This is a genomic window from Streptomyces tateyamensis (assembly GCF_003205575.1).
GTDB classification, from domain to species: Bacteria; Actinomycetota; Actinomycetes; order Streptomycetales; family Streptomycetaceae; genus Kitasatospora; species Kitasatospora tateyamensis.
The window spans coordinates 71,768-97,937 of the sequence record NZ_PYBW01000040.1 but is presented as its reverse complement, the minus strand read 5'-3'; the positions used below and the strand labels follow the sequence as shown (position 1 = coordinate 97,937).

Annotated in this window: 23 protein-coding genes; 9 read left to right on the top strand and 14 right to left on the bottom strand. The window is 73.3% G+C overall.

The window, feature by feature from the left end; translation table 11 throughout:
* Both C7C46_RS35910 and C7C46_RS13340 read right to left on the bottom strand, forming a co-directional pair.
* Positions 1-232: hypothetical protein (locus tag C7C46_RS35910; protein ID WP_220040610.1), on the bottom strand; the 232-nt coding region annotated here is incomplete at its 3' end.
* A gap of 250 nt (positions 233-482) precedes the next feature.
* Positions 483-1,112 carry a dihydrofolate reductase family protein gene (locus C7C46_RS13340; RefSeq protein ID WP_110669137.1) on the bottom strand — a complete coding sequence of 210 codons (630 nt, stop codon included), beginning with the start codon at positions 1,110-1,112 and terminating at the stop codon, positions 483-485.
* Positions 1,113-1,474: 362 nt separating this feature from the next.
* On the opposite strand from C7C46_RS13340, the gene C7C46_RS13335 reads away from it, so the two are divergent.
* The 3 genes from C7C46_RS13335 (at position 1,475) to C7C46_RS13325 (ending at position 3,515) form a co-directional block, all read left to right on the top strand.
* Positions 1,475-2,146, top strand: coding sequence for an ArsR/SmtB family transcription factor (locus C7C46_RS13335; protein WP_110669135.1), 672 nt, complete (start codon positions 1,475-1,477; stop codon positions 2,144-2,146).
* Positions 2,143-2,880: an SRPBCC family protein gene (locus C7C46_RS13330; RefSeq protein ID WP_110669133.1), complete on the top strand. Its 738-nt coding sequence runs from the start codon at positions 2,143-2,145 to the stop codon at positions 2,878-2,880. The genes C7C46_RS13335 and C7C46_RS13330 overlap by 4 nt, the downstream gene beginning before the upstream one ends.
* Positions 2,881-2,942: 62 nt before the next feature.
* Positions 2,943-3,515, top strand: coding sequence for a dihydrofolate reductase family protein (locus tag C7C46_RS13325; protein ID WP_110669131.1), 573 nt, complete (start codon positions 2,943-2,945; stop codon positions 3,513-3,515).
* A gap of 28 nt (positions 3,516-3,543) precedes the next feature.
* Here C7C46_RS13325 and C7C46_RS13320 read toward each other — a convergent pair whose 3' ends face one another.
* The gene (locus C7C46_RS13320) at positions 3,544-5,970 is read right to left on the bottom strand and encodes an FUSC family protein (RefSeq protein ID WP_110669129.1); all 2,427 of its coding nucleotides are present in this window, start codon (positions 5,968-5,970) and stop codon (positions 3,544-3,546) included.
* Positions 5,971-6,088: 118 nt separating this feature from the next.
* Here C7C46_RS13320 and cpt point away from each other — a divergent pair, with 118 nt between their 5' ends.
* The gene (gene cpt / locus C7C46_RS13315) at positions 6,089-6,610 is read left to right on the top strand and encodes a chloramphenicol phosphotransferase CPT (protein WP_110669127.1); all 522 of its coding nucleotides are present in this window, start codon (positions 6,089-6,091) and stop codon (positions 6,608-6,610) included.
* A 90-nt stretch (positions 6,611-6,700) separates the two neighbouring features.
* Here cpt and C7C46_RS13310 read toward each other — a convergent pair whose 3' ends face one another.
* Positions 6,701-7,195 carry a hypothetical protein gene (locus C7C46_RS13310; protein ID WP_110669125.1) on the bottom strand — a complete coding sequence of 165 codons (495 nt, stop codon included), beginning with the start codon at positions 7,193-7,195 and terminating at the stop codon, positions 6,701-6,703.
* Between the two features lie 539 nt (positions 7,196-7,734).
* Here C7C46_RS13310 and C7C46_RS13305 point away from each other — a divergent pair.
* Positions 7,735-8,640, top strand: a complete 906-nt coding sequence (locus C7C46_RS13305) for a C1 family peptidase (RefSeq protein ID WP_110669123.1) — start codon at positions 7,735-7,737, stop codon at positions 8,638-8,640.
* A gap of 253 nt (positions 8,641-8,893) precedes the next feature.
* On the opposite strand, the gene pntB is transcribed toward C7C46_RS13305, so the two are convergent.
* The 4 genes from pntB to C7C46_RS13285 all read right to left on the bottom strand — a co-directional run bounded on the left by pntB (position 8,894) and on the right by C7C46_RS13285 (position 14,333).
* Positions 8,894-10,351, bottom strand: a complete 1,458-nt coding sequence (gene pntB, locus C7C46_RS13300; RefSeq protein WP_181442333.1) for a Re/Si-specific NAD(P)(+) transhydrogenase subunit beta — start codon at positions 10,349-10,351, stop codon at positions 8,894-8,896.
* 5 nt (positions 10,352-10,356) lie between these two features.
* On the bottom strand, positions 10,357-11,928 hold the full coding sequence (locus tag C7C46_RS13295; RefSeq protein WP_110669121.1) for a Re/Si-specific NAD(P)(+) transhydrogenase subunit alpha: 1,572 nt from the start codon (positions 11,926-11,928) through the stop codon (positions 10,357-10,359).
* Positions 11,929-12,114: 186 nt separating this feature from the next.
* A complete protein-coding gene (locus tag C7C46_RS13290; protein WP_110669119.1) occupies positions 12,115-13,710 on the bottom strand; it encodes an FAD-binding oxidoreductase in 1,596 nt (531 codons plus the stop codon).
* 158 nt (positions 13,711-13,868) lie between these two features.
* Entirely contained in the window at positions 13,869-14,333 is a 465-nt protein-coding gene (locus C7C46_RS13285; protein ID WP_110669117.1) for a DoxX family protein, read from the bottom strand.
* A gap of 322 nt (positions 14,334-14,655) precedes the next feature.
* On the opposite strand from C7C46_RS13285, the gene C7C46_RS34995 reads away from it, so the two are divergent.
* Complete coding sequence (locus C7C46_RS34995) at positions 14,656-15,597, top strand: hypothetical protein (protein ID WP_181442332.1); 942 nt, start codon at positions 14,656-14,658, stop codon at positions 15,595-15,597.
* An 89-nt stretch (positions 15,598-15,686) separates the two neighbouring features.
* Here C7C46_RS34995 and C7C46_RS13275 read toward each other — a convergent pair whose 3' ends face one another.
* The gene (locus C7C46_RS13275; protein WP_110669115.1) at positions 15,687-16,454 is read right to left on the bottom strand and encodes a crotonase/enoyl-CoA hydratase family protein; all 768 of its coding nucleotides are present in this window, start codon (positions 16,452-16,454) and stop codon (positions 15,687-15,689) included.
* A 129-nt stretch (positions 16,455-16,583) separates the two neighbouring features.
* Positions 16,584-16,922: a DUF190 domain-containing protein gene (locus C7C46_RS13270; RefSeq protein ID WP_110669113.1), complete on the bottom strand. Its 339-nt coding sequence runs from the start codon at positions 16,920-16,922 to the stop codon at positions 16,584-16,586.
* A 326-nt stretch (positions 16,923-17,248) separates the two neighbouring features.
* Here C7C46_RS13270 and C7C46_RS13265 point away from each other — a divergent pair, with 326 nt between their 5' ends.
* Positions 17,249-19,444 carry an alpha-galactosidase gene (locus tag C7C46_RS13265; protein ID WP_110669111.1) on the top strand — a complete coding sequence of 732 codons (2,196 nt, stop codon included), beginning with the start codon at positions 17,249-17,251 and terminating at the stop codon, positions 19,442-19,444.
* A gap of 21 nt (positions 19,445-19,465) precedes the next feature.
* On the opposite strand, the gene C7C46_RS13260 is transcribed toward C7C46_RS13265, so the two are convergent.
* From C7C46_RS13260 to C7C46_RS13250, 3 genes are all read right to left on the bottom strand, one after another.
* Positions 19,466-20,032 carry a hypothetical protein gene (locus C7C46_RS13260; RefSeq protein WP_110669110.1) on the bottom strand — a complete coding sequence of 189 codons (567 nt, stop codon included), beginning with the start codon at positions 20,030-20,032 and terminating at the stop codon, positions 19,466-19,468.
* Between the two features lie 87 nt (positions 20,033-20,119).
* Positions 20,120-20,779 carry an NADPH-dependent F420 reductase gene (locus C7C46_RS13255; RefSeq protein ID WP_110669106.1) on the bottom strand — a complete coding sequence of 220 codons (660 nt, stop codon included), beginning with the start codon at positions 20,777-20,779 and terminating at the stop codon, positions 20,120-20,122.
* 111 nt (positions 20,780-20,890) lie between these two features.
* Positions 20,891-21,694, bottom strand: coding sequence for a DUF1775 domain-containing protein (locus C7C46_RS13250; protein ID WP_110669104.1), 804 nt, complete (start codon positions 21,692-21,694; stop codon positions 20,891-20,893).
* A 368-nt stretch (positions 21,695-22,062) separates the two neighbouring features.
* Between C7C46_RS13250 and C7C46_RS13245 the strand changes: the two genes are divergently transcribed.
* A complete protein-coding gene (locus tag C7C46_RS13245) occupies positions 22,063-23,139 on the top strand; it encodes a terpene synthase family protein (RefSeq protein WP_146259081.1) in 1,077 nt (358 codons plus the stop codon).
* A 95-nt stretch (positions 23,140-23,234) separates the two neighbouring features.
* On the opposite strand, the gene C7C46_RS13240 is transcribed toward C7C46_RS13245, so the two are convergent.
* On the bottom strand, positions 23,235-23,681 hold the full coding sequence (locus tag C7C46_RS13240; protein ID WP_146259080.1) for a hypothetical protein: 447 nt from the start codon (positions 23,679-23,681) through the stop codon (positions 23,235-23,237).
* Between the two features lie 436 nt (positions 23,682-24,117).
* Here C7C46_RS13240 and C7C46_RS13235 point away from each other — a divergent pair, with 436 nt between their 5' ends.
* Complete coding sequence (locus tag C7C46_RS13235; protein WP_110669098.1) at positions 24,118-26,043, top strand: penicillin-binding transpeptidase domain-containing protein; 1,926 nt, start codon at positions 24,118-24,120, stop codon at positions 26,041-26,043.
* The last annotated feature ends 127 nt before the right edge of the window (positions 26,044-26,170 follow it).

Genomic DNA, 26,170 nt, shown 5'->3' with positions numbered 1-26,170 from the left:
GCGAAGAACAAGGGATGGCGTCTCGGGTGGCCGCCACGCAACGGTACTTGTTCACGAACATCGTCAGTCCGGTGAGATAAGTAACGACGAAGTACAAGAAGTTCGGCGCGCTCTGGCAGACGAACACCTGCCGGATCTCGCTATCGGCGGGCAGAAACGGTGCCGAGCGCCGCGCCAGGTCCGGTCGCGGCTCGGGGTCTCGTTGACTGCTCTCATCAGGCCTGTCGATCAAGGTGACCCCTTCCCCCAAATGCGCATCCCCATCGCACGAAGTCACCGTATCGCCCTGGCACGGTGCGTTGTGTGTGGGCCGGCGTGACGGGACCTCTATGCCGCCCACCTGACGAACGATCAAGACGGCAGACTCCCGCCCATGACCAGCCCGAGCACCCCGGCTGAGCACCACGCCAGAGGCTCTGACCAGCACGTTCGACGATGGCGAAAGCTCACTGTGGCCGGGGGCTCCTCCTCGGCCGCCGGCCTCAGCCCTCGGTGTCCTCGGGGAGTGCGGCCATGTCCCCGGTGGCGGGCGTGCCCTCGGCCAACCCGTAGCGCAGCAGGACGGTGCCGCGCGGGCTGGCGACCGGCGGTTCGAGCAGCGTGACGTTGGTGGGGACCGCGCCGCCGGCGAAGACCTTCTTCCCGGTGCCGAGGACGATCGGGTGGACCCACAGGTCCATCCGGTCGAACAGCTTCTCGCGCAGCAGGGTCTGCACCAGGTCCAGGCTGCCGACCACCTTCACGTGCTCGTGCCGGTCGCGGATCTCGCGCACCGCGGCGGGCAGGTCCGGCCCGAGCTGCGTGGAGCCCGCCCAGGTGAGGTCGGGCCTGCCGCGGGAGGCCACGTACTTCGGGACGCTGTTGAACAGGGCGGCGAACGGGTTGTCCCCGGCCTTCGGCCAGTAGGCGGCGAAGATGTCGTACGTCCGCCGGCCGAGCAGCAGGGCGTCGGTGCCCTGGTAGGCGGCGTCGACCTGGGCGCCGGCGACTTCGTCCAGCAGGGGCACCTGCCAGCCGCCGAAGCGGAAGTCCGCCGGGTCCTCGTCGGGGCCGCCGGGCGCCTGCCCGACGAGGTCGAGGGTGGTGAACAGGGCGAGGTGGATGAGGCCCATGGCGTACTCCCGCTGAGTCGGTGGTCGGTCGGGAATGCAGACTGCTCGGAACGGGCGAACTCATCGGTCCGCCGCGACCCGGTTTCTCACCTCGATGGTCCCCCGGGCGGCGTGCTGACGCCCTGTCGGCCGGCCGACCCGCGAGCGGGGCCGGCGGCAGCCTACGGCCGGACCGGCTGCGCCTCGTCGGCCCGCTCGGGCGAGTCGGTCGGTCGCGCGCCGAGCACGGTTCCGGTGGTGACGACGTCCAAGTAGAACGCCCTGGAGTAAGGCCCCATCGGAGCCGACCGCGACCCATCGCGCAACACACCGACAAGCTTCCCCTCCTTGACAAATTTTTTTGTCGGTCGCATCCTGGAGGGGTGCTGGACGTCGCTGTGATCGAAGACCGTGCCGCCGCCGAGGCTTCGCTGGACCCGATGCGGTCCCGGATCCTCGCCGCGCTGGCCGAGCCGGGCTCGGCCGCCATGCTGGCCGGGCGCCTGGGCCTGGCCCGACAGAAAGTCAACTACCACCTCAAGGAACTGGAGCGGCACGGCCTGGTCGAGCTCGCCGAGGAGCGGCGCAAGGGCAACGTCACCGAGCGGGTGTACCGCGCGACGGCCGCGTCCTACGTGATCTCGCCCAGTGCGCTGGCCGAGGTCAGCCCCGACCCCTCGCGCTCCCCGGACCAGTTGTCGGCCCACTGGCTGCTCGCGCTCGGGGCCCGCCTGGTCCAGGAGGTGGGGGCACTGGTCACCGGCGCGGCCAGGGCCCGGCGCCGGGTCGCCACCTTCGGCCTGGACGCCGAGGTCCGCTTCGCCACCGCGGCCGACCGCACCGCCTTCGCCGCGGAGCTGACAGAGGCCGTCGCGGCCCTGGTCAGCCGCTACCACGACGAGTCCGCCGACGGCGGGCGCAGTCACCGGGTGGTGGTCGCGCTGCACCAGATCCCCGCCGCACCGCTCACCGCAGCAAATCCCGTACCGGAACACCCGGATCAGCCGGAACAACCAGAACCGCCGGAACCGCCAGAACAGGACGACAGACCATGACGCACCCCTTCGAGATCGAGCTGAGCACCCCCCTGCCGGCCGACCCCGAGCAGGTCTGGGCCGCGATCGCCACCGGGCCGGGCATCGACGCCTGGTTCATGGGCCGCAACGAGGTCGAGCCGCGCGAGGGCGGCACCGCCTCGATGGACACCGGCGGCCACGTCGCGCAGGCGGTGATCACCGCCTTCGAGCCCGGCAAGCGGTTCGCGACCCGCACCGCCACCGCCGAGGACGGCCGGTTCATGGCCTTCGAGTACCTGATCGAGGGCCGTGCGGGCGGCAGCACCGTGCTCCGCCTGGTGCACAGCGGCCTGCTCGGCGACGACTGGCAGGACGAGTACGACGCGCTGCGCCGCGGCTGGCCCTTCCACCTGCACACGCTCGCCGAGTACCTGACGCACTTTCCCGGCCGCACCGCCGTCCCGGTCTTCGCCCTCGCGATGCCTGCCGGACAGTCGGCCGAGCAGCTCGGCACGGTGCTGGCCCGCGGGCTCGCGCTGCCGGACCGGCCCCCCGTCGGCGCCCGGGTGCAGGCCCGTCCGGAGGGCCTGCCGGTCCTGGACGGCGAGGTGACCTGGTCCAACGAGGAGCACCTGCAGCTGCGCACCGCCGACGGCATCTTCTCCTTCCACCACGGCCCGGGAGTGGTGCTGACCGGCCACCACCTCTTCGGCCCGGCCCCGGCCGGTGCCGAGGCCGCCTGGCAGCAGTGGCTGACCGACCTCTTCGCCTGACCGACCTCCTCCCTTCCTCTTACACCTGCACACCTGCACACCTACACAGCAAGGAACCTCCCATGCGCACCCTGATCAGCTCCGCGTTCATCTCGCTCGACGGCGTCGTGGACTCCCCCGGCGGCGAGGCCGGTTACCGCAACGCCGGCTGGACCTTCAAGGACATCGACTTCCTCCCCGAGGCCTTCGAGCTCAAGGGCCGCGAGCAGGAGGAGTCCACCGCGATGCTGCTGGGCCGGGTCAGCTACCAGGCGTTCAGCCCGGTCTGGCCGGACATGGCGGAGTTCGCCCACTACAAGGCGATCCCCAAGTACGTGGTCTCCACCACGCTGGCCGAGGACCAGCTGGTCGACAACTGGGGCGAGACGGCCATCCTGCGCTCGCTGGACGAGGTCGCCGCGCTGAAGGAGACCGAGGGCGGCCCGATCATCGTGCACGGCAGCGCCGCGCTCAACCAGGGGCTCTCCGACGCCGGTCTGATCGACCGCTACCACCTGCTGGTCTTCCCGCTGCTGCTGGGCGCGGGCAAGCGGCTGTTCAGCACCACCGACAAGGACACCCAGAAGCTGGCCCTGGTCGAGCACGCGGTGTACCCCAACGGCCTGCAGAAGCAGGTCTTCGACGTGGTCCGCTGACCGGTCGTCACACGCCGGTTGGTCAGCTCTACTCGTGCCCCGTCACCGCCGCGGCCAGGCTGGGCTGGAGCCGGCGGGCCACGTCCACGTGGTCGCGGGTCCAGATCAGCCGGACCGCGGTCGGGGTGGCCCGGCCCTGCGGGTCGGTGAGCTCACTGCGCACCGACCCCACCAACCGGGCGGCGGCTTCGGGGTGCAGCTCGACCGGGCTGGGCAGCGGGCTGCGCCCGTCCAGCGTGCGGGCCAGGCCCCGGTACCAGGCTGTGACCCGGGTGGTCGCGCCCTGGATGGCCCGGTGCGCCTCGGTCTCGGTCTCGCTGAAGGCCCCGCGCTCGGCCCCAGGCCCGGTGACGCCGACGGCCCGGCAGTCGGCCCCACACTCGGCCGAGCGCTCGGCCCCGCCAACACCCTCCCCGTCGGTCGCGGTCGGCCGCGCCGGGTGCTGCCAGAGCGAGACCACCGCGTCGGCGGCCAGCCGCAGGCCGACCACGCCGGTGACCAGCGTGGTGGTGTCGGCCAGTGAGAGCGGCTTGGCGCCGCGCTCGGCCAGGTAGCTGCGGTAGGCGTCGTCCAGTCGGCGAGCGGCGGCGGCCGCGGTGCGGCGCTCGCGCTCCGGCGCGGCCGTGCCGGCGTGGCCGAGCGCGTAGTCCACGGCACCGGCCAGGTAGCCGGCGCTGTCGGTGTAGGCCTCGGCCAGCGCCTTGTCCACCGCGGCGGCCGCGCCGCGCGGCCAGAAGAAGAGCGCCACCACCAGGCTCACGGCGCAGCCCAGCCCGATGTCCTGGATCCGCAGCAGCACGATGTGCCAGTCCGGGTCCTGGCCGATGTTGAACAGCACCGCGAGGGTGACGGTGAAGGCGGCCTGCCCGGCGGCGAAGGAGATCGCGGCGGGCGCGATCCCGGCGCACAGCACCGCGACCGGCAGGACCAGCCAGAGCAGGGTGCCGTGGTGCCCGATCAGTTGCAGGAGTCCGGCGCCGAGCACCGAGCCGACCAGCGTGCCGCCCACCGCCCGGGCCGCGTTCTGACCGGTACTCAGCGCGTTGGAACGCAGCACCGAGAGGGTACCGAGCAGCACCCAGAACCCGTGCTGAACACTGGTCAGCTCGGCCAGCAGCACCGCGATGCCCAGGCCCACCCCGCCGCGCAGGCTGTTGTGCAGCCAGACCGAGCGCAGCCCCAGGTGGGCGGCGGCGCGCTCGCGGGCGGCGGCCAGCGGTCCGGTCAGTGCGCCCGGTTCGCGGCCGAGCAGGCGGTCGGCCCACCGGCGCTGCCAGGCGGTGGCGGCCAGTTCGACGTTGCCGGCGATCTGGCGCACGGCGAAGCCGAGCTCCTGGGCCCGGAACGAGAGGTCGAGGGTGGCGATGAAGCCGTAGACCTCGGCGGGGCGCTCGCCCACCGCGCGGTCCACCGGCAGCCGGACGGTGGCGCTGTGCTCCAGGCCGGCCACCGCCGACTCCAGCTGCCGCACGGCCGCGCGCAGGGGGGCCACCTCGGCGCGCAGGTCGGTGAGCAGGTCGGCGGCGCGCTCCAGCACGTCGGCGACGGCGAGCCGCACGGTGCGGGCGGCCGGGTCGCAGGCGGGGGGTGCCTCGGCGTAGGTGGGGCGGTCGGCGACCACGGCGCAGAGCCAGGTGAGCTCGTCGACCAGGCGGACCAGCGCGCGGGAGCTGAGCGAAAGCCCGGTGGGGCGGTAGGGGGTCGCGTCGAAGGCGGTGCGCAGGGCGGTGGCGGCTTCGGCGGTGCGCTCGGCGGCCATCCAGCAGTCGGCCGCGGTGCTCCGGTCAGCCGCTCCGGGGTGCGCGGTGTGCCCGCCTGCACCGCCCGGGCGCCCGGTGTCCAGGCCCGCGGAGTCCACGCGCCCAGTGTCCAGGCGGGCGGTGTCCAGGCGGGCGGTGTCCAGGCGCAGTTGCTGCGCGGCGGCGCGGCAGACCAGCGCGGCGGGGGCCCGCAGCGGATCGGCCACCGGGCGCGGCCAGAGCAGCGCGACGGCCGGCAGCGCGACCAAGGCCGCCAGACCCGCACCGGCCAGCCGCTCCGGCAACTGCCCGAGCGGTGCGGGTGCGCTGACCGGCAGCACGAAGGCGAGCAGCAGCGCGGTGGAGCTGCCCGCCAGCACCGAGCTGACCACACCGGCGAACAGCACCGCGAAGCCGACCAGCACGGTCGCGGTGACGGCCAGCCAGAGCTTCCCGGCGGCCAGCGTGCCCAGGGTGATCAGCACCGCCCAGGCCAGCGCCAGCCCGGCCTGGGCACGCAGCCTGGCCGCCATCGGGCCGGAGAAGTCGACCAGCAGCAGCATCGAGATGCCGCCGAACGCGGCGTAGCCAGCCACCGTCGGCGCGTGCAGCACCTCGGTGCAGAACGCGAACAGGGCGGGCATCACCAGGGCGGTGCGCCCGGCCCGCCGGGTCGCGGCGAGGTCCGGGTCGTGCGCGCGGAGCCAGTCGAACATGTCCCTCATTTCCGGTCACGAACGCGGCGCGGGCAATCCGGCGGGGCCCGCGGCCGCCGAGCGGAATCCGGTGGGGTGACGGATCCGGGCCTATTAGGGTGACGCTGTGTCAACTCAGGTGATCGTACTAAACGGCGGATCAAGCTCCGGCAAGTCCGGCATCGTCCGCTGCCTGCAGGCTCTGCTCCCCGAGCCCTGGCTGGCGCTGGGGACGGACGGCTTCGTCGAGGCGCTCCCCGCAGCGCTGCGCCGGGGCGAGACCGGCATCGGGATCGGGCCGGACGGCACGGTGACCGTGGGCCCCGAGTTCCGCCGCCTGGAGGAAGCCTGGACGGCGGGGGTCGCCGCGATGGTCCGCTCCGGTGCCCGGGTGGTCGTGGACGAGGTCTTCCTCGGCCGGTCGGCCTCCCAACAGCGCTGGCAGCGGGCTCTGACGGGGCTCGAGGTGCTCTGGGTCGGCGTCCGCTGCGCCCCCGAGGTCGCCGCCGCGCGCGAACTGGCTCGCGGCGACCGCGAACCGGGGATGGCCGCCCGCCAGGCGGACCTGGTGCACCAGGGCGTGCACTACGACCTGGAGGTGGACAGCAGCCGGGTGCAGGCCCTGGACTGCGCACGGCTCATCGCTGCGCGGGTCCGCTAGCCCGAGCGCCCGAAGTCCGGCCCGCCAAAGTCAGGGCGGCCGGTGTCAGGACGCCCGAAGTCACGGCAGCCGCAGCCACCGCGCCCGGAGTCAGGGCAGCGGCAGGTCCACGGGCTCGGTCCGCTGCAGGGGCCGCACCGCCCACCCCGAGCCGAGCCGGGCAAGCAGCGCGGCGGGCCCGAGGACGAGGGCGCCGAGCAGGAGCGGGACGACCGACTGGTACCAGACGGCGTAGCCCACGTACTGCGCGACCACGGCCAGCCCCACGGCCGCCACCAGCAGCCGCCGCCGGCTCTTCTCCGTCCGCCGACGGGCACTCGCGGCGAAGGTGAGGCCCAGGCAGGCTCCGGCGAGCGCGCCGAGCCCGGCGCCCCACATCGACACGGCGGACAGATCGACGAAGGCCCGAACCGCCCGGCCGGGGCTCGGCCCGTCGAACTGACCGGCCATCAGGGCGATCCCGGCGGCCAGCAGCAGGCTCGGCGTCCACCCGGCCGCCGCCCCTAGCAGCACCGCGCGCTCCAGCGCCTTGCGTCTGCTGCGCCCCGTCAGGCGGCTCAGCCACTCTTCCCCGTACGGCGTCATGTCCTCCGCCTACCCGCGATCGGGGGCGGCCAACAGGGAGCCGTCCGGCGGCGTCGCCCGGCCGGCGGAGCCGGGTGGAGTCGAGGGCGACGCCCAGGTGCGGAACCTGAGCGAAAGCTGAACGAGTCCCCGAGATGCCCGGCGGGCCGACAGGGCGTCAGTTGCGCCGCCCGACGGGCTCCCACCGCCGCCCCACCCCGGCATCCGGCTGACATCCCCCCAGGTGACACCGCCGACCAGGCCCGCGCCGGCCGTCCGGCCGGCCCCGAGGCCTGCCTCCCGTCCGCCCCAGCAGCCCCGCCGCCATCGCACAGGCTCCCAGCAAATCTCCAGGGGGCTTCCAGAATTGACCGATTCCCGACATTGTCATGTTCTCCCCATGACGAGCGGGCAGCCCGGCTCCTACGGTGTTCGCCGTGCCGGTGACGGTCTGTCACCTGCTCGACCCCCACACCTGCCGCTCCGCCCACGCCGCCCCACAACGGCGACGGGGCGGCGTGCCGGCCGTACCGGGCCGGCTTCCCTCAAGGAGTTCATCGATGCGCGCACCCACGGCGATCGGCATCACCGTCGCCCTCGCGTTGTCCTGCCTGACCGTCGCCGGCACGGCGACCAGCGCCACCGCCGCCCCCGCGCGACCGGCCGGCCACCACAAGCACCTGCGGCACGGCCTGGGCCTCGACCTGGCCGCACTGAAGGCCCACCAGCACGCCGTACACGCGGCGGCCACCGCCGACCTCGGCTCGATCGCGCCCTTCACCCGGAACGGCGCCGCCCCCGCCAGTGCCGACCTGAGCACCTACGCGCTGGCCCCCGGCGACCAGGGCCAGGTCGGCGCCTGCGTCACCTGGGCCACCGGCTACACCGGCTACGGCATCCTGATGAACGAGCAGGGGATCAGCGGTGCGCCGATGGCCCCGATGTACATCTACTCGCAGATCGCCCAGGGCAACGACACCGGCACCTACGCCAGTGTCGCGCTGCCGATGGAGCAGCAGCAGGGCATCGACACCCAGTCCGACTACTGGCAGGGCACCCAGGACTACACCACCCAGCCGGACGCCAACGAGGTGGCCAACGCCGCCCAGTACAAGCTCTCCGGCTTCACCGAGCTGCCCACCAGCGGTGGCGCGGCCCGCTCGGCGATCGAGAACGCGATATCCCGGGGCATGCCGGTCCCGATCGGCTTCCAGGTCCACCAGAGCTTCATGGACATCGACTCCGCCACCGCCGCCTCCTACAGCTACCTGCCGGGCGACTCCGGCAGCGACCCGGTCGTCGGCGGCCACGAGGTCACCGTCGTGGGCTACAGCGACCAGGGCGTGAAGATCGAGAACAGCTGGGGCAGCGGCTGGGGCGACGGCGGCTTCGTCACCGTCCCGTGGAGCTTCTTCGACACCGGCGACGTCCAGGAAGTCCACGCCATGGGCAAGCTGGCCTCCTGACGCGTAGCACTCCCACCGGTGGCCCCCGCCGCGCGCGCGGCGGGGGCCACCGCGCGCCGGTGGGCGGGGACCGGCCGGTGACGACCAGTCCGGTCTCGGGTACGCCGACACCTTGGTGCCCGGGGTGCGGCTGCCCGCCCAGGTGGTCCGGGACCACCTGGGGGGCGGGTCGACCGTCGGTCAGCAGGCGTGGGGCGCAACCCCGCCCGGCCAGCCGGCGGGCGGCGTCACCGCTCGGCCGGCCGGTGGCCCGTCATCGCCCGGCGGGGACCGCCGCCGGGCGGGAGCCCGTACCGGAGTTGGTGCCGAGCGCGGCCAGGATCGCCTCCACGGTCTGCTTGGCGTCGCCGAACAGCATGCTGCTGTTCTCCCGGAAGAACAGCGGGTTCTGCACGCCCGCGTAGCCGGAGGCCATCGAGCGCTTGAAGACCACCACCTGCTCCGCCTCCCACACCTTGAGCACCGGCATGCCGGCGATCGGGCTGGTCGGGTCGTCGGTGGCGGCCGGGTTGACGGTGTCGTTGGCGCCGATCACCAGGACCACCGAGGTCCGGGCGAAGTCATCGTTGATCTCGTCCATCTCCAGCACGATGTCGTACGGCACCTTGGCCTCGGCCAGCAGCACGTTCATGTGGCCGGGCAGCCGGCCGGCCACCGGGTGCACGCCGAACCGCACCTCGATGCCGCGCTCGCGCAGCCGCCGGGTCAGCTCCGCCACCGGGTGCTGGGCCTGGGCCACGGCCATGCCGTACCCCGGGGTGATGATCACCGAGCTGGCCTGCGCCAGCAGTTCGGCGGTCTCCGCGGCCCGGATCTCCCGGTGCTCGCCGTGCTCCTGCTCGGCGCCGGTGGGCGCCTCGATGCCGAAGCCGCCGGCGATCACCGAGAAGAAGGAACGGTTCATCGCCTTGCACATGATGTACGACAGGTACGCACCGGAGGAGCCGACCAGCGCGCCGGTGACGATCAGCAGGTTGTTGTCCAGCAGGAAGCCGGCCGCGGCGGCCGCCCAGCCCGAGTAGCTGTTCAGCATCGAGACCACGACGGGCATGTCGCCGCCGCCGATCGAGGCCACCAGGTGCCAGCCGAGCGCCAGCGCCAGCACGGTGACCGCGATCATCAGGCCCAGGTTCGGGCTGACGGTGAACCAGACGGTGAGCGCCACGAAGGCGGCCAGCGCGCCGATGTTGAGCCCGTTCTTGCCGGGCAGCACCAGCGGCCGCGAGTTGATCTTCGCCGAGAGCTTCAGGTAGGCGACGATCGAGCCGGTGAAGGTGACGGCGCCGATGAAGATGCCGATGAACACCTCGGCGTGGTGGATGCCCAGCAGGTCGGCGCCGATCCGGGTCTGCGCCGAGCCCTTGGACTCCACCTCCAGGTAGCTGTTCCAGCCCACCAGCACGGCGGCCAGACCCACGAAGCTGTGCAGCACCGCGATCAGCTCGGGCATCTGGGTCATCTCGACCCGGCGGGCCCGCCACAGGCCGATCGCCGCGCCGAGCGCCATGGCCAGCAGGATCAGCAGCACCGCCCCGGCGCTGACCGTGCGCGAGGCGACCACGACGGTGGCGACCAGGGCCAGCGCCATGCCCGCGATGCCGAACACCACCCCGGCCCGCGAGGTGCGGTGCTGGGACAGCCCGGCCAGGCTGAGGATGAACAGCAGGGCGGCGACGAGGTCCGCCGCGTGGGACGCGGTCAGGGAAGTCATCGGGCTCAGCGCCTTTCGGGGGACGTCGAGAACATCGACAGCATGCGGCGGGTGACGGCGAAACCGCCGAAGATGTTCACGCTGGTCAGCAGGATCGCCACGAAGGACAGCGCGGTGACCAGCCAGCTCTCGTGGCCGATCTGCAGCAGCGCGCCGACCACCACGATGCCGGAGATCGCGTTGGTCACCGACATCAGCGGGGTGTGCAGGGCGTGGTGGACCTTGCCGATCACGTAGTAGCCGATCACCACGGCCAGCGCGAAGACCGTGAAGTTCTCGGCCAGTTGGGCCGGGGCGAAGGCCACCAGCAGGAAGGTGGCGAGCATCCCGAGGCCGATCAGGCCGAACCGGGCCGCCGGGGTGAGCCTGGGCCCGGCCGGCTCGGCGGGCACGGCGGCGGGCGCCGACGCCTGGGCCTGCGGGGCGGCCGAGACCGCGACCGGCGGAGGCGGCCAGGTGATCTCGCCGTCCCGCACCACGGTGACGGCGCGCTGCACCACGTCCTCGAAGTCCAGGGTCAGCCGCCCGTCCTTCTCCGGCGTGACCAGCTTGAGCAGGTTCACCAGGTTGGTGCCGAACAGCTGGGAGGCCTGCGCGGGCAGCCGGGCGGCCAGGTCGGTGTAGCCGATGATGGTCACCCCGCCCTCGGTGACCACCGCGCGGCCCGCCACCGTGCCCTCGACGTTGCCGCCCATCGCGGCGGCCATGTCGACGATCACGCTGCCGGGCTTCATCGCGGCCACGTCGGCCGCGGTCAGCAGGCGCGGGGCCGGGCGGCCGGGGATCAGTGCGGTGGTGATGACGATGTCGACGTCCTTGGCCTGCTCGGTGTAGAGCGCGGCCGCGGCCCGGTCGTAGTCGGCCGAGGTGGCCTTGGCGTAGCCGTCGGTGCTGGCTTCCTGCTCGACGTTGACCGGCAGGTACTCGCCGCCCAGCGACTTGACCTGGTCGGCCACCTCGGGCCGCGGGTCGGTGGCCCGCACGATCGCGCCCAGGCTGGAGGCCGCGCCGATCGCCGCCAGACCCGCCACGCCGGCGCCGGCCACCAGCACCTTGGCGGCCGGGACCTTGCCGGCGGCGGTGACCTGGCCGGTGAAGAAGCGCCCGAAGGCGTGCGCGGCCTCGATCACCGCGCGGTAGCCGGCGATGTTGGCCATCGAGCTGAGCACGTCCATCGACTGCGCCCGGGAGATCCGCGGCACCGCGTCCAGCGCGAGCGCGGTGACCCCGCGCGCGGCCAGCACCTCCAGCAGGTCGCCGCGCTGGGCGGGAGCCAGCAGGGCGACCAGGTCGGCGCCCTGGTTCAGCCGCGCCACCTCCTCCTCGGAGGGGGCGTTGACCTTGAGCACCAGGTCGGCCGTCCAGGCCTCGCCGATCTCGGCGCCGGCCTCGAGGTAGGTCTCGTCGGTGAACCCGGAGGCCGCTCCGGCCTCGGACTCGACGACCACCTGGTAACCCAGCGCCAGCAGCTGACGCACCGTCGACGGGGTCGCGGCCACCCGGGTCTCACCGGGGACGGACTCTGCGACCACGCCGATGCGCTGGGGCGGATGGCGGGTCGGGTCTTCTGCAGACATGTGTCGTGTCTCTCTCGTCGGAGGCGCTGCTGACTGGGCATCTGCGGACTCGGGGAGCAGGTCCCTGGACGCGGAAGGTACACCTTCCGCGCCCGCGCGCCGAGAGGGCTTCGTAGTGACACGATTCACTCGTGCAGGTGGGTGTGGCTCCTTCGAGTACGGTCGGCCGGCTTCCTGGGGTGACGGCTACGCCGCGGTGACCGACTGGGGGAAGGCGAAGACGCCGTCCGGGTCGTACCGGCGGGCCACCGCCTGCAGCCGCGGCAGGTTCGCGCCGTAGTAGGCCCGGCCCCAGTCGGGCAGCGTGGCGTCGATGTAGTTGACATAGGCGCCGCGGGCGCCGAGCCCGGCCAGCCCGTCGCGCACGGCGTCCGCGGTGGTGCGGGCCTGCTGCTCGGTGGCGGGGGTGGCGCTCACGTAGACCTGGGCGCTGGCGAGCGAGTCGCGGTGCGGGAAGGCGGTCGCGTCGGGGGCCGGCTCGCCGACGGCGCCGCCGAGCGAGTCGAGCAGCAGGTCGACGCCGCTGCGACCGGTCATCAGCTCGGTGACCGCGGCGGGGTCCAGCGGGGTCGGGCCGAGCATCCGGGAGACGGCGACGAAGCCGGTCCGGCCCAGCCGGCCGCCCTCCCAGGTGGGGTGGCACTGGGCGATGGTGTCCTTGGCGCAGCCGGCCATGAATTTCATCGCGTCCAGGTAGTCCTTGGCGGCGACGGTGCGGGTGGCGGGGGCGGTGCCGACCGCCCGGACCAGGCGGTCCAGCTGGGCGTTGGCCTCGTCCGGGTCGCCGACCCAGCAGCCGACGATCCGGCAGCTGGGCGGCGTGCCGCCGGAGACCTGGCAGCTGGCCCACAGCTCGAACGGGGCGCCGGCCACCCACGGCTGCCAGGCGCCGAGCACCTCGGTGGTCGCCGTGGCGGGGAAGCCCAGCACGAAGACCGTCAGGCCCGGCGCGGGGGCGGTGTCGAAGCTGAACCGGGTGACGATCCCGAAGTTGCCGCCGCCCCCGCCGCGCAGCGCCCAGTGCAGGTCGGGCTCCTCGGTGGGCGAGGCGGTGCACAGGCCGGAGTCGGCGAGGACCAGTTCGGCGGCGGCCAGGCGGTCGCAGGTGAGCCCGTACTTGCGCGCCAGCACGCCGATGCCGCCGCCCAGGGTCAGGCCGCTGACGCCGACGGTGGGGCAGCTGCCGGCCGGCAGCAGCCGGCCCTGGGCGGCCAGGCCCGCGTACACGTCGATCAGCCGGGCGCCGGCGCCCACCTCGGCGGTCCCGTCGGGGTTCACCACGACCCGGGCCATCGCGCGCAGGTCGATCACCAGGCCGCCGGCCGGGATGCTGTACCCCAGGTAGCTGTGGCCGCCGCTGCGCGCGGCGATCGGGATCCCGTGCCCGCGCGCGACGTCCAGGCAGGCGCGCACCTCGTCGGGGCAGGCGCACTTCGCGATGGCGGCGGGGAGCTGACCGTCGTTCAGTTCGTTGAAGCCGAGTCGGGCGATCGGGTAGCCGGGGTCGCCGGGCAGCACCAGCCGGTCGCCGAGCACCGCCCGCAGCGCCTGCCAGTCCGGCGGCATCGCGCCCCGCCCGCGCGGCCGGGCCGGGAAGGCGCTGACCTGGTTGGCACTGGCGAGCGTCACGGCTCCGGCCCCCAGGCCGGCCAGGAAGCCTCGCCGGTGCAGTCCCGGTCGGCGCAGTTCCGGTCGGCGCAGTTCCGGTCGGCGCAGTTCCGGTCGGTCCGGCTCCGGTCGGTGGTGGTCCGGTCGGTGGTGGGCCGAGCGGTGCTGGGTCATGGGGTGCCTCCGGGGTGCCGCGCGCGTGGTGTCCGTCCTCGCCGATCGTCACGCGGCCCCCGGGGCCCCGCCTGCGGAACTGCGCCTTCCGGGGCGGGACGGGGACGAGAAGTCGACGGTCCGTCAGCTCCTCGCCCCCTCTGCGCCGATCCCGCCGGTCAGCCCGGCTGGGCCGCCGTCAGGTCGCGCTCGGAACTGCCGCCGCGCACCAGGCGCAGCAGAAGCGGGCCGAGGGCGAGGCTGTCCGGGCCGCTGACCGCGACGGCCAGGAAGATCCAGCAGTACAGCACCGACAGCTCGCCGCCGTTCTGGATCGGCCAGAGCGCGTGCTGCTGGTGCACGGAGAAGTACGCGTAGGCCATCGATCCGGAGCAGAGCAGTGCGGCGGGACGGGTGCCGACACCGAGCAGCACCAGGGCGCCGCCGACCAGTTGGATCAGTGCGGCCCACCAGCCGGGCCACTGGCCCAGCGGCACGGTGTGCCCGTGCGGGGCGCCGAGCACGCCGAACAGCGCGGACGCACCGTGGCAGAGGAAGAGCAGTGCGGTGACCATCCGCAGCAGGCCGGCCAGGTGCGGTCTGGCCTGTACCGCAAGGGAGTTGGCAGTGCTGTTAACGGACATCGGTACTCCTTCGTCAGCCGCGCCTCGGGCGCGGAGCAACTTGGGGAACGGTGGTGCGCAGTGAGCACCACGGGTACGCAGCCCGGGCCTGACGCGTTCAATGCGGGCCGTCACTCGCACCCCCTAAAAATCCCCGGGTACCCCACCCGCCGCCTGCCCCCTGCCGCCAGGGCCGCTTTCCGCAGCTTCCCGCCGCCCGGTGCGACCGCTCGCTGCGATGTGGTGCTTTGACGGGGAATGAGCTGACACCGTCTCCGAGCACGCCTTTTCCGCTCGGTACCTCCCCAGACCGGGAACTGACGGGTGTTCTAGGATGCGGGCCATGACGGAGATGCAGGAGCCAGGGACCGGCGGGGAGGCCACAGCCGGGGCGGAGGCGGGCGAGCCGGACTGGGCCGCCCTGGCGGACGACTACGAGCGCACCTCGCGCCGGAAGAAGCAGCTCCGGGCGGCGACCGCGTGCGTGGTGGCCGCGGCCGCGGTCGGGGGAATCGTGGTGGCCGCGGTCCAGGTGACCGGGTCCGGCGGCAACGGCAAGCACGCCGCCGCCGGGGCCGACCACAAGGGAGCGTCGACCGGGCTGGACGGGCTCGGCGGCAGCCACGACCACGGAGGCGGCGCCTCGCCCTCGGACGACCCGTCGGGCTCGCTCATGGTGGTCGGCTCCAGCGGCACGGTGTCGGCCTCGCCCACGCCGAGCGACGGCAACACGCCCTCGGGGTCCACCAGCGGCACCGCGGGCGGCCAGCCCGCCGGCGGCGCCACCGCGGGCTCGGGTGGCTCGAACTCCGGGGGCACCGGTGGGACGGGCGGCTCGGGCAGCACGGGCGGGGCCGGTGGGACGGGGGGCGCCCCCGCTCCGGCGCCGGCTCCGGGCAAGACCACCGCCCCCGCGCCCCAGCCGAAGCCGACCCCGCCGCCCCCCACCACGGCGCCGCCGGCCAACAACCCGTACACGCCGGGCCAGGTCTGCGGCAACGGCTTCAGCGTGATCGACTCGCACAGCCTGGGCGAGGCCACCATCTACCTGCTGTACAACAGCGGCACGGGCAGCAACTGCGTGACCACCATGGTGGCCCACCCCAACGGCAACACGGCGCTGAACGCCACACTGTCGGTGCAGAACGGGCCGTCCGGCAGTGACCCGGGGAACTACGCCTACTACGCCGGCCCGGTGACCGAGCACGCGGCGCGCACCTGCGTCTCCTGGGGCGGCTCGTTCCGCGGCGTCTCCTGGAGCAGCGGCTGGAGCCACTGCGGCTGACCCCCGCGCCTTCCTGCGGCGGCCGGCGGCCGGGGGCCCGTTCCCGGGCACCGGCCGCCGCTGCTTTCGGACGCTTGAGTTCCCCGTCCTCAGGCGCCGTGCCGCCCCTCGCCCGCCGCGAAGCGGGCGGCGCCGGGGGCCGTCTCGGCGTGCAGGGCGGGTTGGCCGTGGCGCCACTCGTTGGCGAGGGCCGCGGGCTCGGTCAGGCCCTCCTGCTCCAGCAGCGAGAGGCGGTCGTGCCGCAGGCAGAGCTGCGGGAACTCAGCGAGCCGGGCCGCCAACTCCTCGGCCGCCGCGCGCTCCTGGCCCGCCGGGACCCCCCGGTTGGCCAGCCCGATCCGCTCGGCCTCCGCCGCCTCGACCGGGCGGCCGGTGAGCACCAGGTCCATCGCCCGGCCGGCCCCGATCAGGCGCGGCAGCCGCACCGTGCCGCCGTCGATCAGCGGCACGCCCCAGCGCCGGCAGAACACCCCGAACACCGCGTCCTCCGCCGCCACCCGCAGGTCGCACCAGAGTGCCAGCTCCAGCCCGCCGGCCACCGCGTACCCGGCCACGGCGGCGATCACCGGCTTGCCCAGCCGCAACCGGGTCGGCCCCATCGGCCCCGCCCCCTCCGCCGACAGGCGGTTCCCCCGCCCGGTGCCGACCGCCTTCAGGTCCGCCCCGGCACAGAAGTTGCCCCCCTCCCCCCAGAGCACCGCCACTGACGCTCCGTCATCCGTCTCGAACTCCTCGAACGCCCGCAGCAACTCCCCCGCCGTCGGGCCGTCCACCGCGTTCCGCACCTCGGGCCGCGACAGGATCACGGTCCGCACCCGTCCCACCTGCTCCACCCGGACCGCCGCCCTGACCGCCACCCGCACTCCTCCGTCCGCTCACTGACACCGCGTCAATACTGGGTACGGATTATGCCCGCCCGCCACCAGCGCCTCGCCCGGTTCGGCGCGCCGGTACAGGCCGGTACAGCACCGAGCGACCCGCGGGCATCAGTCGGCGCTGCGCGTACCGACCACCTCGAGCTGCTCCAGCGTCACCAGCCCCAGCCCGGTCAGCTCCTGCAACTGCGGCAGGAACTCCCGCACCCGTGGCTCGGTGTCCACGATCACCACGGCCACCGGCAGGTCCGCGCTGAACGACAGCAGCCGTGCCGTGTGCACCGCCGACGAGGCGCCGAAGCCCTCCACCCCGTGGAACACGCTGGCCCCGGCCAGCCCGGCGGCGTGGGCGCGGTGCACGATCTCGCTGTAGAGCGGCCGGTGGTGCCACACCTCGTCGTCCCCGAGCAGCACGGTCAGCCGCACCGCCGCGCCCGCGAGCCTGCTCATCATGGCCTCCACCCAGCTCGCCGGCCCACCCCGGCGGCGGGGCCCTGCTTCCCAGCATCCCAGCCGCGCGGAGGACCGCCCAGGACCGCCGCGCACGCTCTGACGATGCTGCTTGGGGGCGCGCCTTTGGCATGCCCGCCATCCCGGCCCCCTGACTGACGTGCCATCACATCAGCTCCTGACAGTTCGACTTGTCGGATTCCTGTCGAAAGCCTTGACAGCCCTTCAAGCCGGGGCGTTTCCTTGTGCGCCAGAACGTTTGATCTAGAGCGTTTCTGAGCGTTTCTGTTTGCAACCTCGCTCTCCACCACCAGGAGCACGCCCCCATGCGACCCATCCCCCGCGCCGGCCGAGCCGTCCTGGCCGCCACCACCCTGCTCGCCGCGGCCACCCTTCCGCTGCTGGCCGGCTCCGCGCCCGCCGCCGCCCAGTCCAACGGCGTGGCCCTCACGCCACCGATGGGCTGGAGCACCTGGAGCTTCCTGCGCCGCACCCCGACCGAGTCCAACGTCGAGGCGCAGGCCAAGGCCATGTCGGACAGCGGGCTGGTCGCGCACGGCTACTCGTACGTCAACCTCGACGACTTCTGGTACCTCAACCCGGCCAACTCGGTGGACACCTACGGCCGCTGGGTCACCGACTCCAGCAAGTTCCCCAGCGGCATGGCCGGCCTGGGCAGCTACATCCACGGGCTGCACGAGAAGTTCGGCATGTACCTCACCCCGGGCATCCCGGTGGCCGCGTACAACCAGAACACCCCGATCGAGGGCACCTCGTTCCACGCCCGCGACATCGTGTCCAACACCACCAGCTACGAGACCAACTACAACTTCGGCAACGGCTCGATGTACTACATCGACTACGCGAAGAACCCGGCCGCCGCCCAGGCCTACCTCAACTCCTGGGCCGACCAGCTGGCCTCCTACGGCGCCGACTACCTGAAGATCGACGGTGTCGGCGACTGGGACGCGGCCGACGTCCAGCACTGGTCGCAGGCGCTCAACCAGACCGGGCGCCCGATCCACCTCGAACTCTCCAACGCACTGGACCGCAAGAACGCCGCCACCTGGCAGCAGTACGCCAACGGCTGGCGCATCGAGGGCGACGTGGAGTGCTACTGCTCGTCCAGCTCCTACCCGCTGACCAGCTGGAACAACGTCGCCAGGCGGTTCGCCGACGCCCCGGCGTGGACCGGGTACGCCGGCCCCGGCGGCTGGAACGACCTCGACTCGCTGGAGGTCGGCAACGGCGCCAACAACGGCCTGACCGCCGACGAGCGGCAGAGCGCCGAGACCCTGTGGGCGGTCAGCGCCGCCCCGCTGCTGCTCGGTGTCGACCTGACCGCCCTGGACACCGCCGACAAGGCGCTGCTCACCAACGACGAGGTGATCGCCGTCGACCAGGCCGGCCGCGCCGCGCGCCCGGTCGACCAGCTGACGCAGCAGCAGGTCTGGAGCACCCCCAACCCGGACGGCTCCTACACCGTCGCGCTGTTCAACCTGGGCTCCAGCGCGCAGAGCGTCACCGCGAACTTCACCGACCTCGGCTTCACCGGCTCGGCCGCCGTCCACGACGACTGGTCGCACACCGACCTGGGCAGCTCGACCGGCTCGTTCAGCGCGACCCTGAACCCGCACGCGAGCCGACTGCTGCGGGTCACCCCGGCCGTCGGCGGGCACGCCACCACGATGCCGTACAACCTGGTCAACGTCGCCACCGGCCAGTACCTGGACGTCTCCGGCGCCGCCACCACCGACGGCGCCGCCCTGGTCCAGCAGGCCGGCAACGGCGCGGCCGACCAGCGCTGGCAGCTGCTCCCCGACGGCGACGGCTCCTACCGGCTCGGCAACCTCAACAGCGGCCGGCTGGCCAACCTGCCGGCCAGCTCGACCACCAGCGGTACCCAGCTGATCCAGTACCACGACGACCACGCCGCCAACTCGCACTGGACCCTCACCCCCACCGGGACCGGCGCCTACACCCTGACCTCCCGCTCCAGCGGCCAGAACATCGACGTCGCCGGCAGCGCCGTGGTGCAGGCGCCCGCCTCCGGTGCCGCCGGCCAGCAGTGGAAGCTGGTCCCGGCCCCGGTCGCGGGTACCCGGTACAAGCTGGTCAACGGGGCGAGCGGCGGCCGGGTCGACGTGCAGAACGACGCCACCACCGACGCCGCGCCGATCGTGCAGTGGCAGGACAACGGCGGCAGCGACCAGCTGTGGAGCTTCGCCGCGCAGGCCGGCGGTGCCTACACCGTCGTCAACGCGAACAGCGGCAAGCTGCTCAACATCCCCGGCCCGACCACCAGCCAGGCCACCCAGCTGGTCCAGTTCCACGACGACGGCAACAGCAACTCCCGCTGGACCCTGGTCGACGCGGGCCCCAACCTGGTCCAGCTGAAGAGCGTCTACGACGGCCAGCTGGTCGACCTGGCCAACGGCTCCACGACCAACGGCGCCGCCGTCCTGCAGTTCCCGGCCAACGCCGGCCCCAACCAGAGCTGGAGCCTGGTCTCGCCGTCCTGACCGGCCCGCCCTGACCAACCTTCAGTCGCGCTGTTCGGGAGGCTGCTTCGGCTGCTTCGGCTTCTTCGGCCAGAGCAGGTAGGTGAGTGCGATCACCCCGTGGATCCCCACCACCCGTAGCGCAGCCAGCTGCCACAGGCGCAGCGGCTGCGCTGCGGGCGTGCCGGCGCCCACGTACCAGACCGCCAGTTGCAGCAGGCCGCAGGCCACCGCACCGGCCAGCAGGGTGCGCAGCCACAGCCCGCCCTCGTACCGGGCGCGCGGGCGCCCGTACCGGGGCGGCTTGGGCGGCGGGGGTGCACCGGCCAGGCGGTGCGCAGCGTGGGCGTCCAGCCGGCCGACCGTGTAGCGGCCGTAGGCGACGGTGAACCCGATGTAGAGCGCGGCCAGCCCGTGCTCCCAGCCGGGCTCGGCCCCGTTGCGCAGCGAGACGGCGGTGGCGGCCAGCAGCACCACCTCCAGCAACGGCTCACACAGCAGGATGGCCACGCTGGTCCGCCGCAGCCCCGCCAGGTAGCGGACCGCCAGCCCGGCGGCCAGCAGCACCCAGAAGCCCACCTCGCAGGCGACGATCAGGCCGATGATCACCGGCGACTCCCTCCGTCGTCCCACACCTTAGCTGCGGGCTGACGGAGTCTCAGCCGAGCGCCGCCCGGCTGCCCAGTTGCCGGCCGCTCAGCCGCGGAAGGCCGCCGGACGCTCCGGCGAGGCCTCGGCCAGCGCCTTCTCCACGTCGGCGACGCCGGAGCGCAGACCGTAGACCGGGGTGTCCGGCTGCTGGCGCCAGGACTCGGCGATCGAGCCCGCGTCCACCGAGTCGAAGCCCAGCTGGTCGATCAGGTCGCGGACCAGCTGCTTGGCCTGCGCGTCGTCCCCCGCGACCGGCAGAGCCATGCGCTGCGGGTCCCCCTGCGGGAGCGGGCGGTCCAGCAGGTCCTGGGCGTAGGTGCCGTTGAACGCCTTGACCACCGGTCGGCCGAGGTGCTTCTCGACCCAGGCGCTCTCGGTCAGCCCGTCGTCCTCGATCTCGGCGATCCGACCGTCGCGACCCGGGTAGTAGTTGTTGGTGTCGATCACCACGAAACCGTCGGCCGCGCCGTGGAACAGGTCCGCCGGCAGGTCGGGGACGTTCTTCAGCGGCACCGTGACCACCACGACCTCGGCACCCGCGGCGGCCTGGGCGGCCTCCACGGCGGTGGCGCCGGTCTCGGCCACCAGCTCCTGCAGACTCTGCGGGCCGCGGCTGTTGGCCACCCGCACCTCATGGCCCAGGGCGGTGAGCCGACGCGTCAGGTTGCCGCCGATGTTGCCCGCACCGATGATGCCGATCTTCATGTCAACCTCCGGATACTGTGGCCCTCACTGGCCGATGATCACGCCAACCCGGCACCCCTCCGCTTTATTTCGAGTGCTACCCATCGAAGTTCCGGCGGCCACTGTCGGAACTCACGCACCGGTGGAGCGCTGCCTGCGCCGCCACCACCAGGCACCGCCGCCGACCAGCGCCAGCACCACGACTACCGCGATTGCGACCGGCACGGTGACGGAGGAGCCGCCACCGCTCTTCGCCGCAGGCGCCACGGAGGCGGGCGCGGACGGGGGTGTGGACGGGGACGCCGCGGCGGGGGCACTCGGGGTGGCCCCTGCCGTCGCCGTTCCACCCGTCGCCGAGCCGGCCCCCGCACCGGCACTGCCGCTGGGCGCGGCGGACGGACCGCCGGCGCTGGCGCTCGCGCCCCCGGCGCCCGCCGGGCTCGCCCCGGGCGCGGCGGCGGACAGCTTGAGGACGGGCGCGGGGTGGTCCGGCTCGGCCCCGCCCTTGGTGAGCTCGATCCACCGCTCCACGTGCCCGTCGCCGTACGTCTCCAGCGTCTTGAACACCAGCTCGGAGGCGCTGGGCAACTGACGGACAGCCACCTGGTAGCTCGCGTTCGTTCCCGGCGGCAGCGCCGTCCCGCCCACGGTGAACCCGTCGTCGGTGGCCGCGAAGGTCCAGCCCTGCGGCGCCCCGGCCAGCGTCACGTCGCCGGGCGCGATCCCGTCCGGCAGCACCACCCGGAAGCTCGCCAGCCCCGCGGTCGGCGACTCGGCCTCCGCCGTGAAGGTCAGCGTCACGTTCGACGCCAGCGCCTGTGCCTGAGTCGCCGACACCTCCACGTGCGCGAAGGCGGACCCGGCCGCCAGCACCGAGCCGCCGAGCGCCACCGCCGCCAGCACGGCGGCCCTGCCGATCACACGAGGGGTCTTCATCGGGTGGGTACTCCTGGAGTCCGGGGCGGGTGGGCGTGCATCCCCGATCTTCTCAGGCCCCGCCCGCGCGGCGGCAGCGCCGGGGCGCTGCCGCCGGCCCGGACCGCCCGGAGCGCGCGCCACCCCCAGGGGCGCACTCCTGCCGCGTGCGCCTGCCCGCCACCCAACAGGCCTCTCCGGCGGCCGGACGCGTCCCGCCCTGATCATCGGCAGGTCCCGGCCGGCCGGCCCGCCGCACCCCGCCCGAGCTGCGGCCCGGCCCGCGCGGCGATCGCCCGCAACCGGTGGACGCCGCCTTCGCCGCGCTGCTAGACCGAAGGGTGCCTGACGGACCGTGAGTGACCATGTCGACCTTGGACGGGACCCGCATGACCGTGACCTTCTCGACCGGCCCCACCGGAATCGGCACCAGCGCCGCCCGGGCCCACCGGCCCCCGACCGAGCACGCCGAGCAGCCGGTCCGGCCGATCCCCGGCCTGTACTGGCACCCGGTCAAGGAGCCGGAGCCGCTGCTCTACCAGGAGTTGGACCGGCGCATCAAGGCCTGGGCGATCGAGGAGATCGACCTGTTCCCGCCGGAGTGGGAGGAGCAGTTCGACTCCTTCGGAACCGGCCGCTACATCTGCCTCACCTACCCGGAGGCGGCCGGCCTGGAGCACCTGGAGGCCGCGGCCCGGCTGCTGGTGGCCGAGAACGCGGTGGACGACTGCTACTGCGAGGACCACGGCGGCTCGCCGCACGGACTTGGCGCGCGGCTGCTGATGGCGCACTCGGCGCTGGAGCGCCCGTACGCGGTGGCCCCGTACGAGCAGCAGTGGCAGGAGAAGCTGGACAGCGAACCGCCCTGCCGGGCCTACCGGTCAGCGATGCAGACCTTCGACCGGCTGGCCGCCGACCAGGTCCGCGATCGCGAGATCCACGACCTGGCCCGGCTGCACCTGGGCTACCTGGCGGAGGCGGCCTGGTCGATCGACGGCGTGGTGCCGCCGCTGCCTGAGTACCTGACGGTGCGCCAGTACAACAGCTTCCGCCCCTGCCTGACCATCGTCGACGCCGTCGCCGGGTACGCCTTCCCGGCCGACCTGCACGACCACCCGAAGATGCAACAGGTCATCGCGCTGGCCTCGTTGGCCACCACCTTGGTCAACGACCTGTACTCGTACACCAAGGAGCTGCGCTCCACCCTGCCGCACGTCAACCTGCCGACCGTGATCCAGCACCACGAGCAGCTCTCGGCCGAGGAGTCGTACTACAAGGCGATCGAGATCCACAACGACGTGATGCACCGGTTCGAGGCCGAGTCCGCGGCCTGCGCGGCCGAACTCCCCGGCCCGCTCACCGAGCGCTTCCTCCACCAGATCGCCACCTGGCTCGACGGCAACCACTGGTGGCACGCCACCAACACCGACCGGTACACCCTCCCGGGCTTCCTACCCGCCGAGTAGCCCGCGCGAGCCGACTGCTGGACCGGCGCCGGCTCAGTAGTCACCCGTGACCTTCTTCATCGTCAGGTGCGACTGGCGTGGGGGGTGAGACGCGGTCAGGCCACCTCGATCTCGAAGGTGCGCGAGTCGGACACGCCCGGGTGCTCCGGGTCGAGCACGGTGATCAGCCCGCCGGTCAGTCGCTCGCCGTGGCGCACGTCCGCCGGCGCCGGGCGCAGCGGGAGTTCGAGTGTGGCGGTCCGCTGCGGCGCCAGGCCCTCGGGGAAGGCGCAGACCAGGTCGGGCCCGGCCGGGTCCTGGTGGCAGCCGGGCGGGAGGAGGGGTCCGTAGAAGGCGGTCCGGGCGGGGAGGTGGACGGTGGCGGTGAACCCCGCGTCCACGGCGGCGGGGCCGTAGTTGACGATCAGGGCGTGCAGGGTGGCGGTGCCGTGGCGGCGCAGTTGGTCCACGGAGACGTCGACCAACTGGAGGCCGGTGGGCGCGTCGGCTGCGGGAGGAGTCGGAGAGGTGGGAGAGGGGAGCGCCGGGGTCTCCTCCCCCACCGGCGCGTGGATCGGCCCGTGGGAGCGAACCGCCGCGGGCGGACCGCCGACCGCCGCCGTCGCCGTACCGGTCCCGGCAGCGCAGACCACCGCCGCGAGCCCGAGCCGCCACCAGCCCGACCGCCACCGCCGCGCCCCGCGCCCGCTGCCGTCCACTCGACTTCCCCGTCCATTCGACTCCGGTGCGTCAGCAGCATCGGACGCGGGCCGGCCCCGCGCGCGGGCGGCGCACCGCGCCGCCTCGTGCATGCACCCGTGCGGAGCAGTCGGATCGCCCCGCCCCCGATGGGTCGTCAGCTGATCACAGTTGAGCTGCGAACCGCTTACCCGTAAGGCCGTTCGCAGACATACCGGGTATGGTAGCGGCCGCGGCTCCTGGGGAGGGGCCAACACGGGTTCGGCCTCCGGGCCGAGGTACGAGGGGGAACGGGGAAAGATGGTGTCCAAGCAGGACGAGCCGCACGAGCTGGATGAGTGGAACCAGCCGCACGAGCGGGACGAGCTGAGTTCGCCGCACGAGCAGGTGGCGCCCTTCGGCCCCGAGGACCCAGAAGTCGACGAGCTCGACTTCCAGGACCCTGACTTCCCGGACGCCGACCTCCAGGAGTCAGCGCTCCAGCACCCCGACTTCCCGGACACCGACCTCCTGGACACCGAGCCGGCCGTCCGCCGCCTGTCGCCCCGCACCCGACGTACCGTCACCGTGGTGGTCGCCGCAGCGACCGTCGGCCTGCTGGCCGTCGGCGGGATCGCCGCGTACAACCTCGGCTCCGCCGTGCTCGGCGCCCCCGACCGGCACGCCGCCGCGGTCAGCGCCAACACACATCCGGCGGGCCGGCCCAGCGCCGACGAGGCCCGCACTGCCGCCGGCGCCTTCCTCGCCGACTGGAGCAAGGGCGACCTGACGAGCGCCGGCGCGGTGACCGACCAGCCGGACAAGGCGACCTCCGCACTGTCCTCGCTCCACGACAACCTGGCGTACAGCTCCCTCACCCTGGCGCTCGCGCCGGCCGCCGCATACCCGAGCCCGAGCCCGGGCGACCCGGGCGTCAGCGTAACGCTGCCGTTCACCGTCACCATGGCCTTCCCGAACGCCACCGCCGCGCCGTGGAGTTACACCGGCGAGCTCGACCTGCTGCGGACCACCAGCGGCAGCACGGTGGTCCACTGGACCGAGGGCGTGATGCACCCCTCGCTCGGCCCCAAGCAGTACTTGAAGGTGGCCGCGAACAGCGCCCCGCCGGTCCAGTACACCGACCGCAACGGCCGCCCGCTCGACGCCTTCCCCTCGCTCGCGCCAATCCTGCTCGCCCTGAAGTCCGGGGCCGCCCCGACCGCCCAGCCGAGCGACGACGACTCCGCTGCCAACGGCCGCGCGGTGGTGGCCCAGGACCCGGCCACCGGCAAGGCGGTCCAGCTGTACGTGATCTCGGCCCCGCCGGCCACCCAGGCGCAGCGGCTGACCATCGACGCCAACCTCCAGCAGGCGGCCGAACAGGCCGTCAACGCCTCCTCGCTGGGCGGCCTGCCGACCTCCCTGGTGGCCGTCGAGCCGAGCACCGGGCAGGTGCTGGCAGTGGCCAACTCCAAGGGCGACGCGTTCAACCGGGCGCTGCTGGGCAAGCAGGAGCCCGGCTCCACCATGAAGGTGATCACCGCGGCCGCCCTGCTGGAAGCCGGCGACCAGCCGGACACCAACGTGGCCTGCCCGGAGCAGGCCACCTCGCCCCGGACCTGGAAGAACGACTTCACCGGATCCTTCCCCGACTACACGCTGACCGATGACTTCGCCCACTCCTGCAACACCGCCTTCATCGCGGAGTCGCTGAGCAAGCTCACCCCCGCCAGCATTCCCACCGTCGCCAAGGAGCAGTTCGGGCTCGGCCTGACCTGGTCGCTGGCACCCGGGGTGCCCAACGCGGACACCACCGTGCCGACACCCGCCTCGGGCGACGGGCGGGCAGCCGCGGCGATCGGGCAGGGCGAGACCAGCAACGCGCTGGGCATGGCCTCGGTCGCGGCCACCGTGCAGAGCGGCACCTTCCGCCAGCCGATCCTGCTCGCGGGCCAGCAGCAGGTGTCGGCCCCGGGGTCACTGCCCAAGGCGGTGGCCGGCGGCCTGCGCACGATGATGGCCGCCACCGCGACCCGCGGCACCGCCCAGGAGCCGATGGCCGGCCTCAGCGGCCAGGTCGGCGCCAAGACCGGCACCGCGGAGAACGGCACGCCGACGCCGAACAGCTGGTTCATCGCCTACCGCGGCAACCTCGCGGTAGCCGCCGAAGTCGAGCACGGCGGCCACGGCGCGGGAGCCGCGGGCAGCGCGGTGGCGCAGGTACTGCGCCTCGGCAACGGGAACTGACGTGACGTCATTTTCTGGCAGGGGCCGCTTGGCTGTGCCAGTAGCCGCGCGTTCATGACCACCGTGGTCGGTTTGATGATCTCTTTTGCGGCCACCTTTGGAGTGACCTGAAGATCTCATTGCGCGG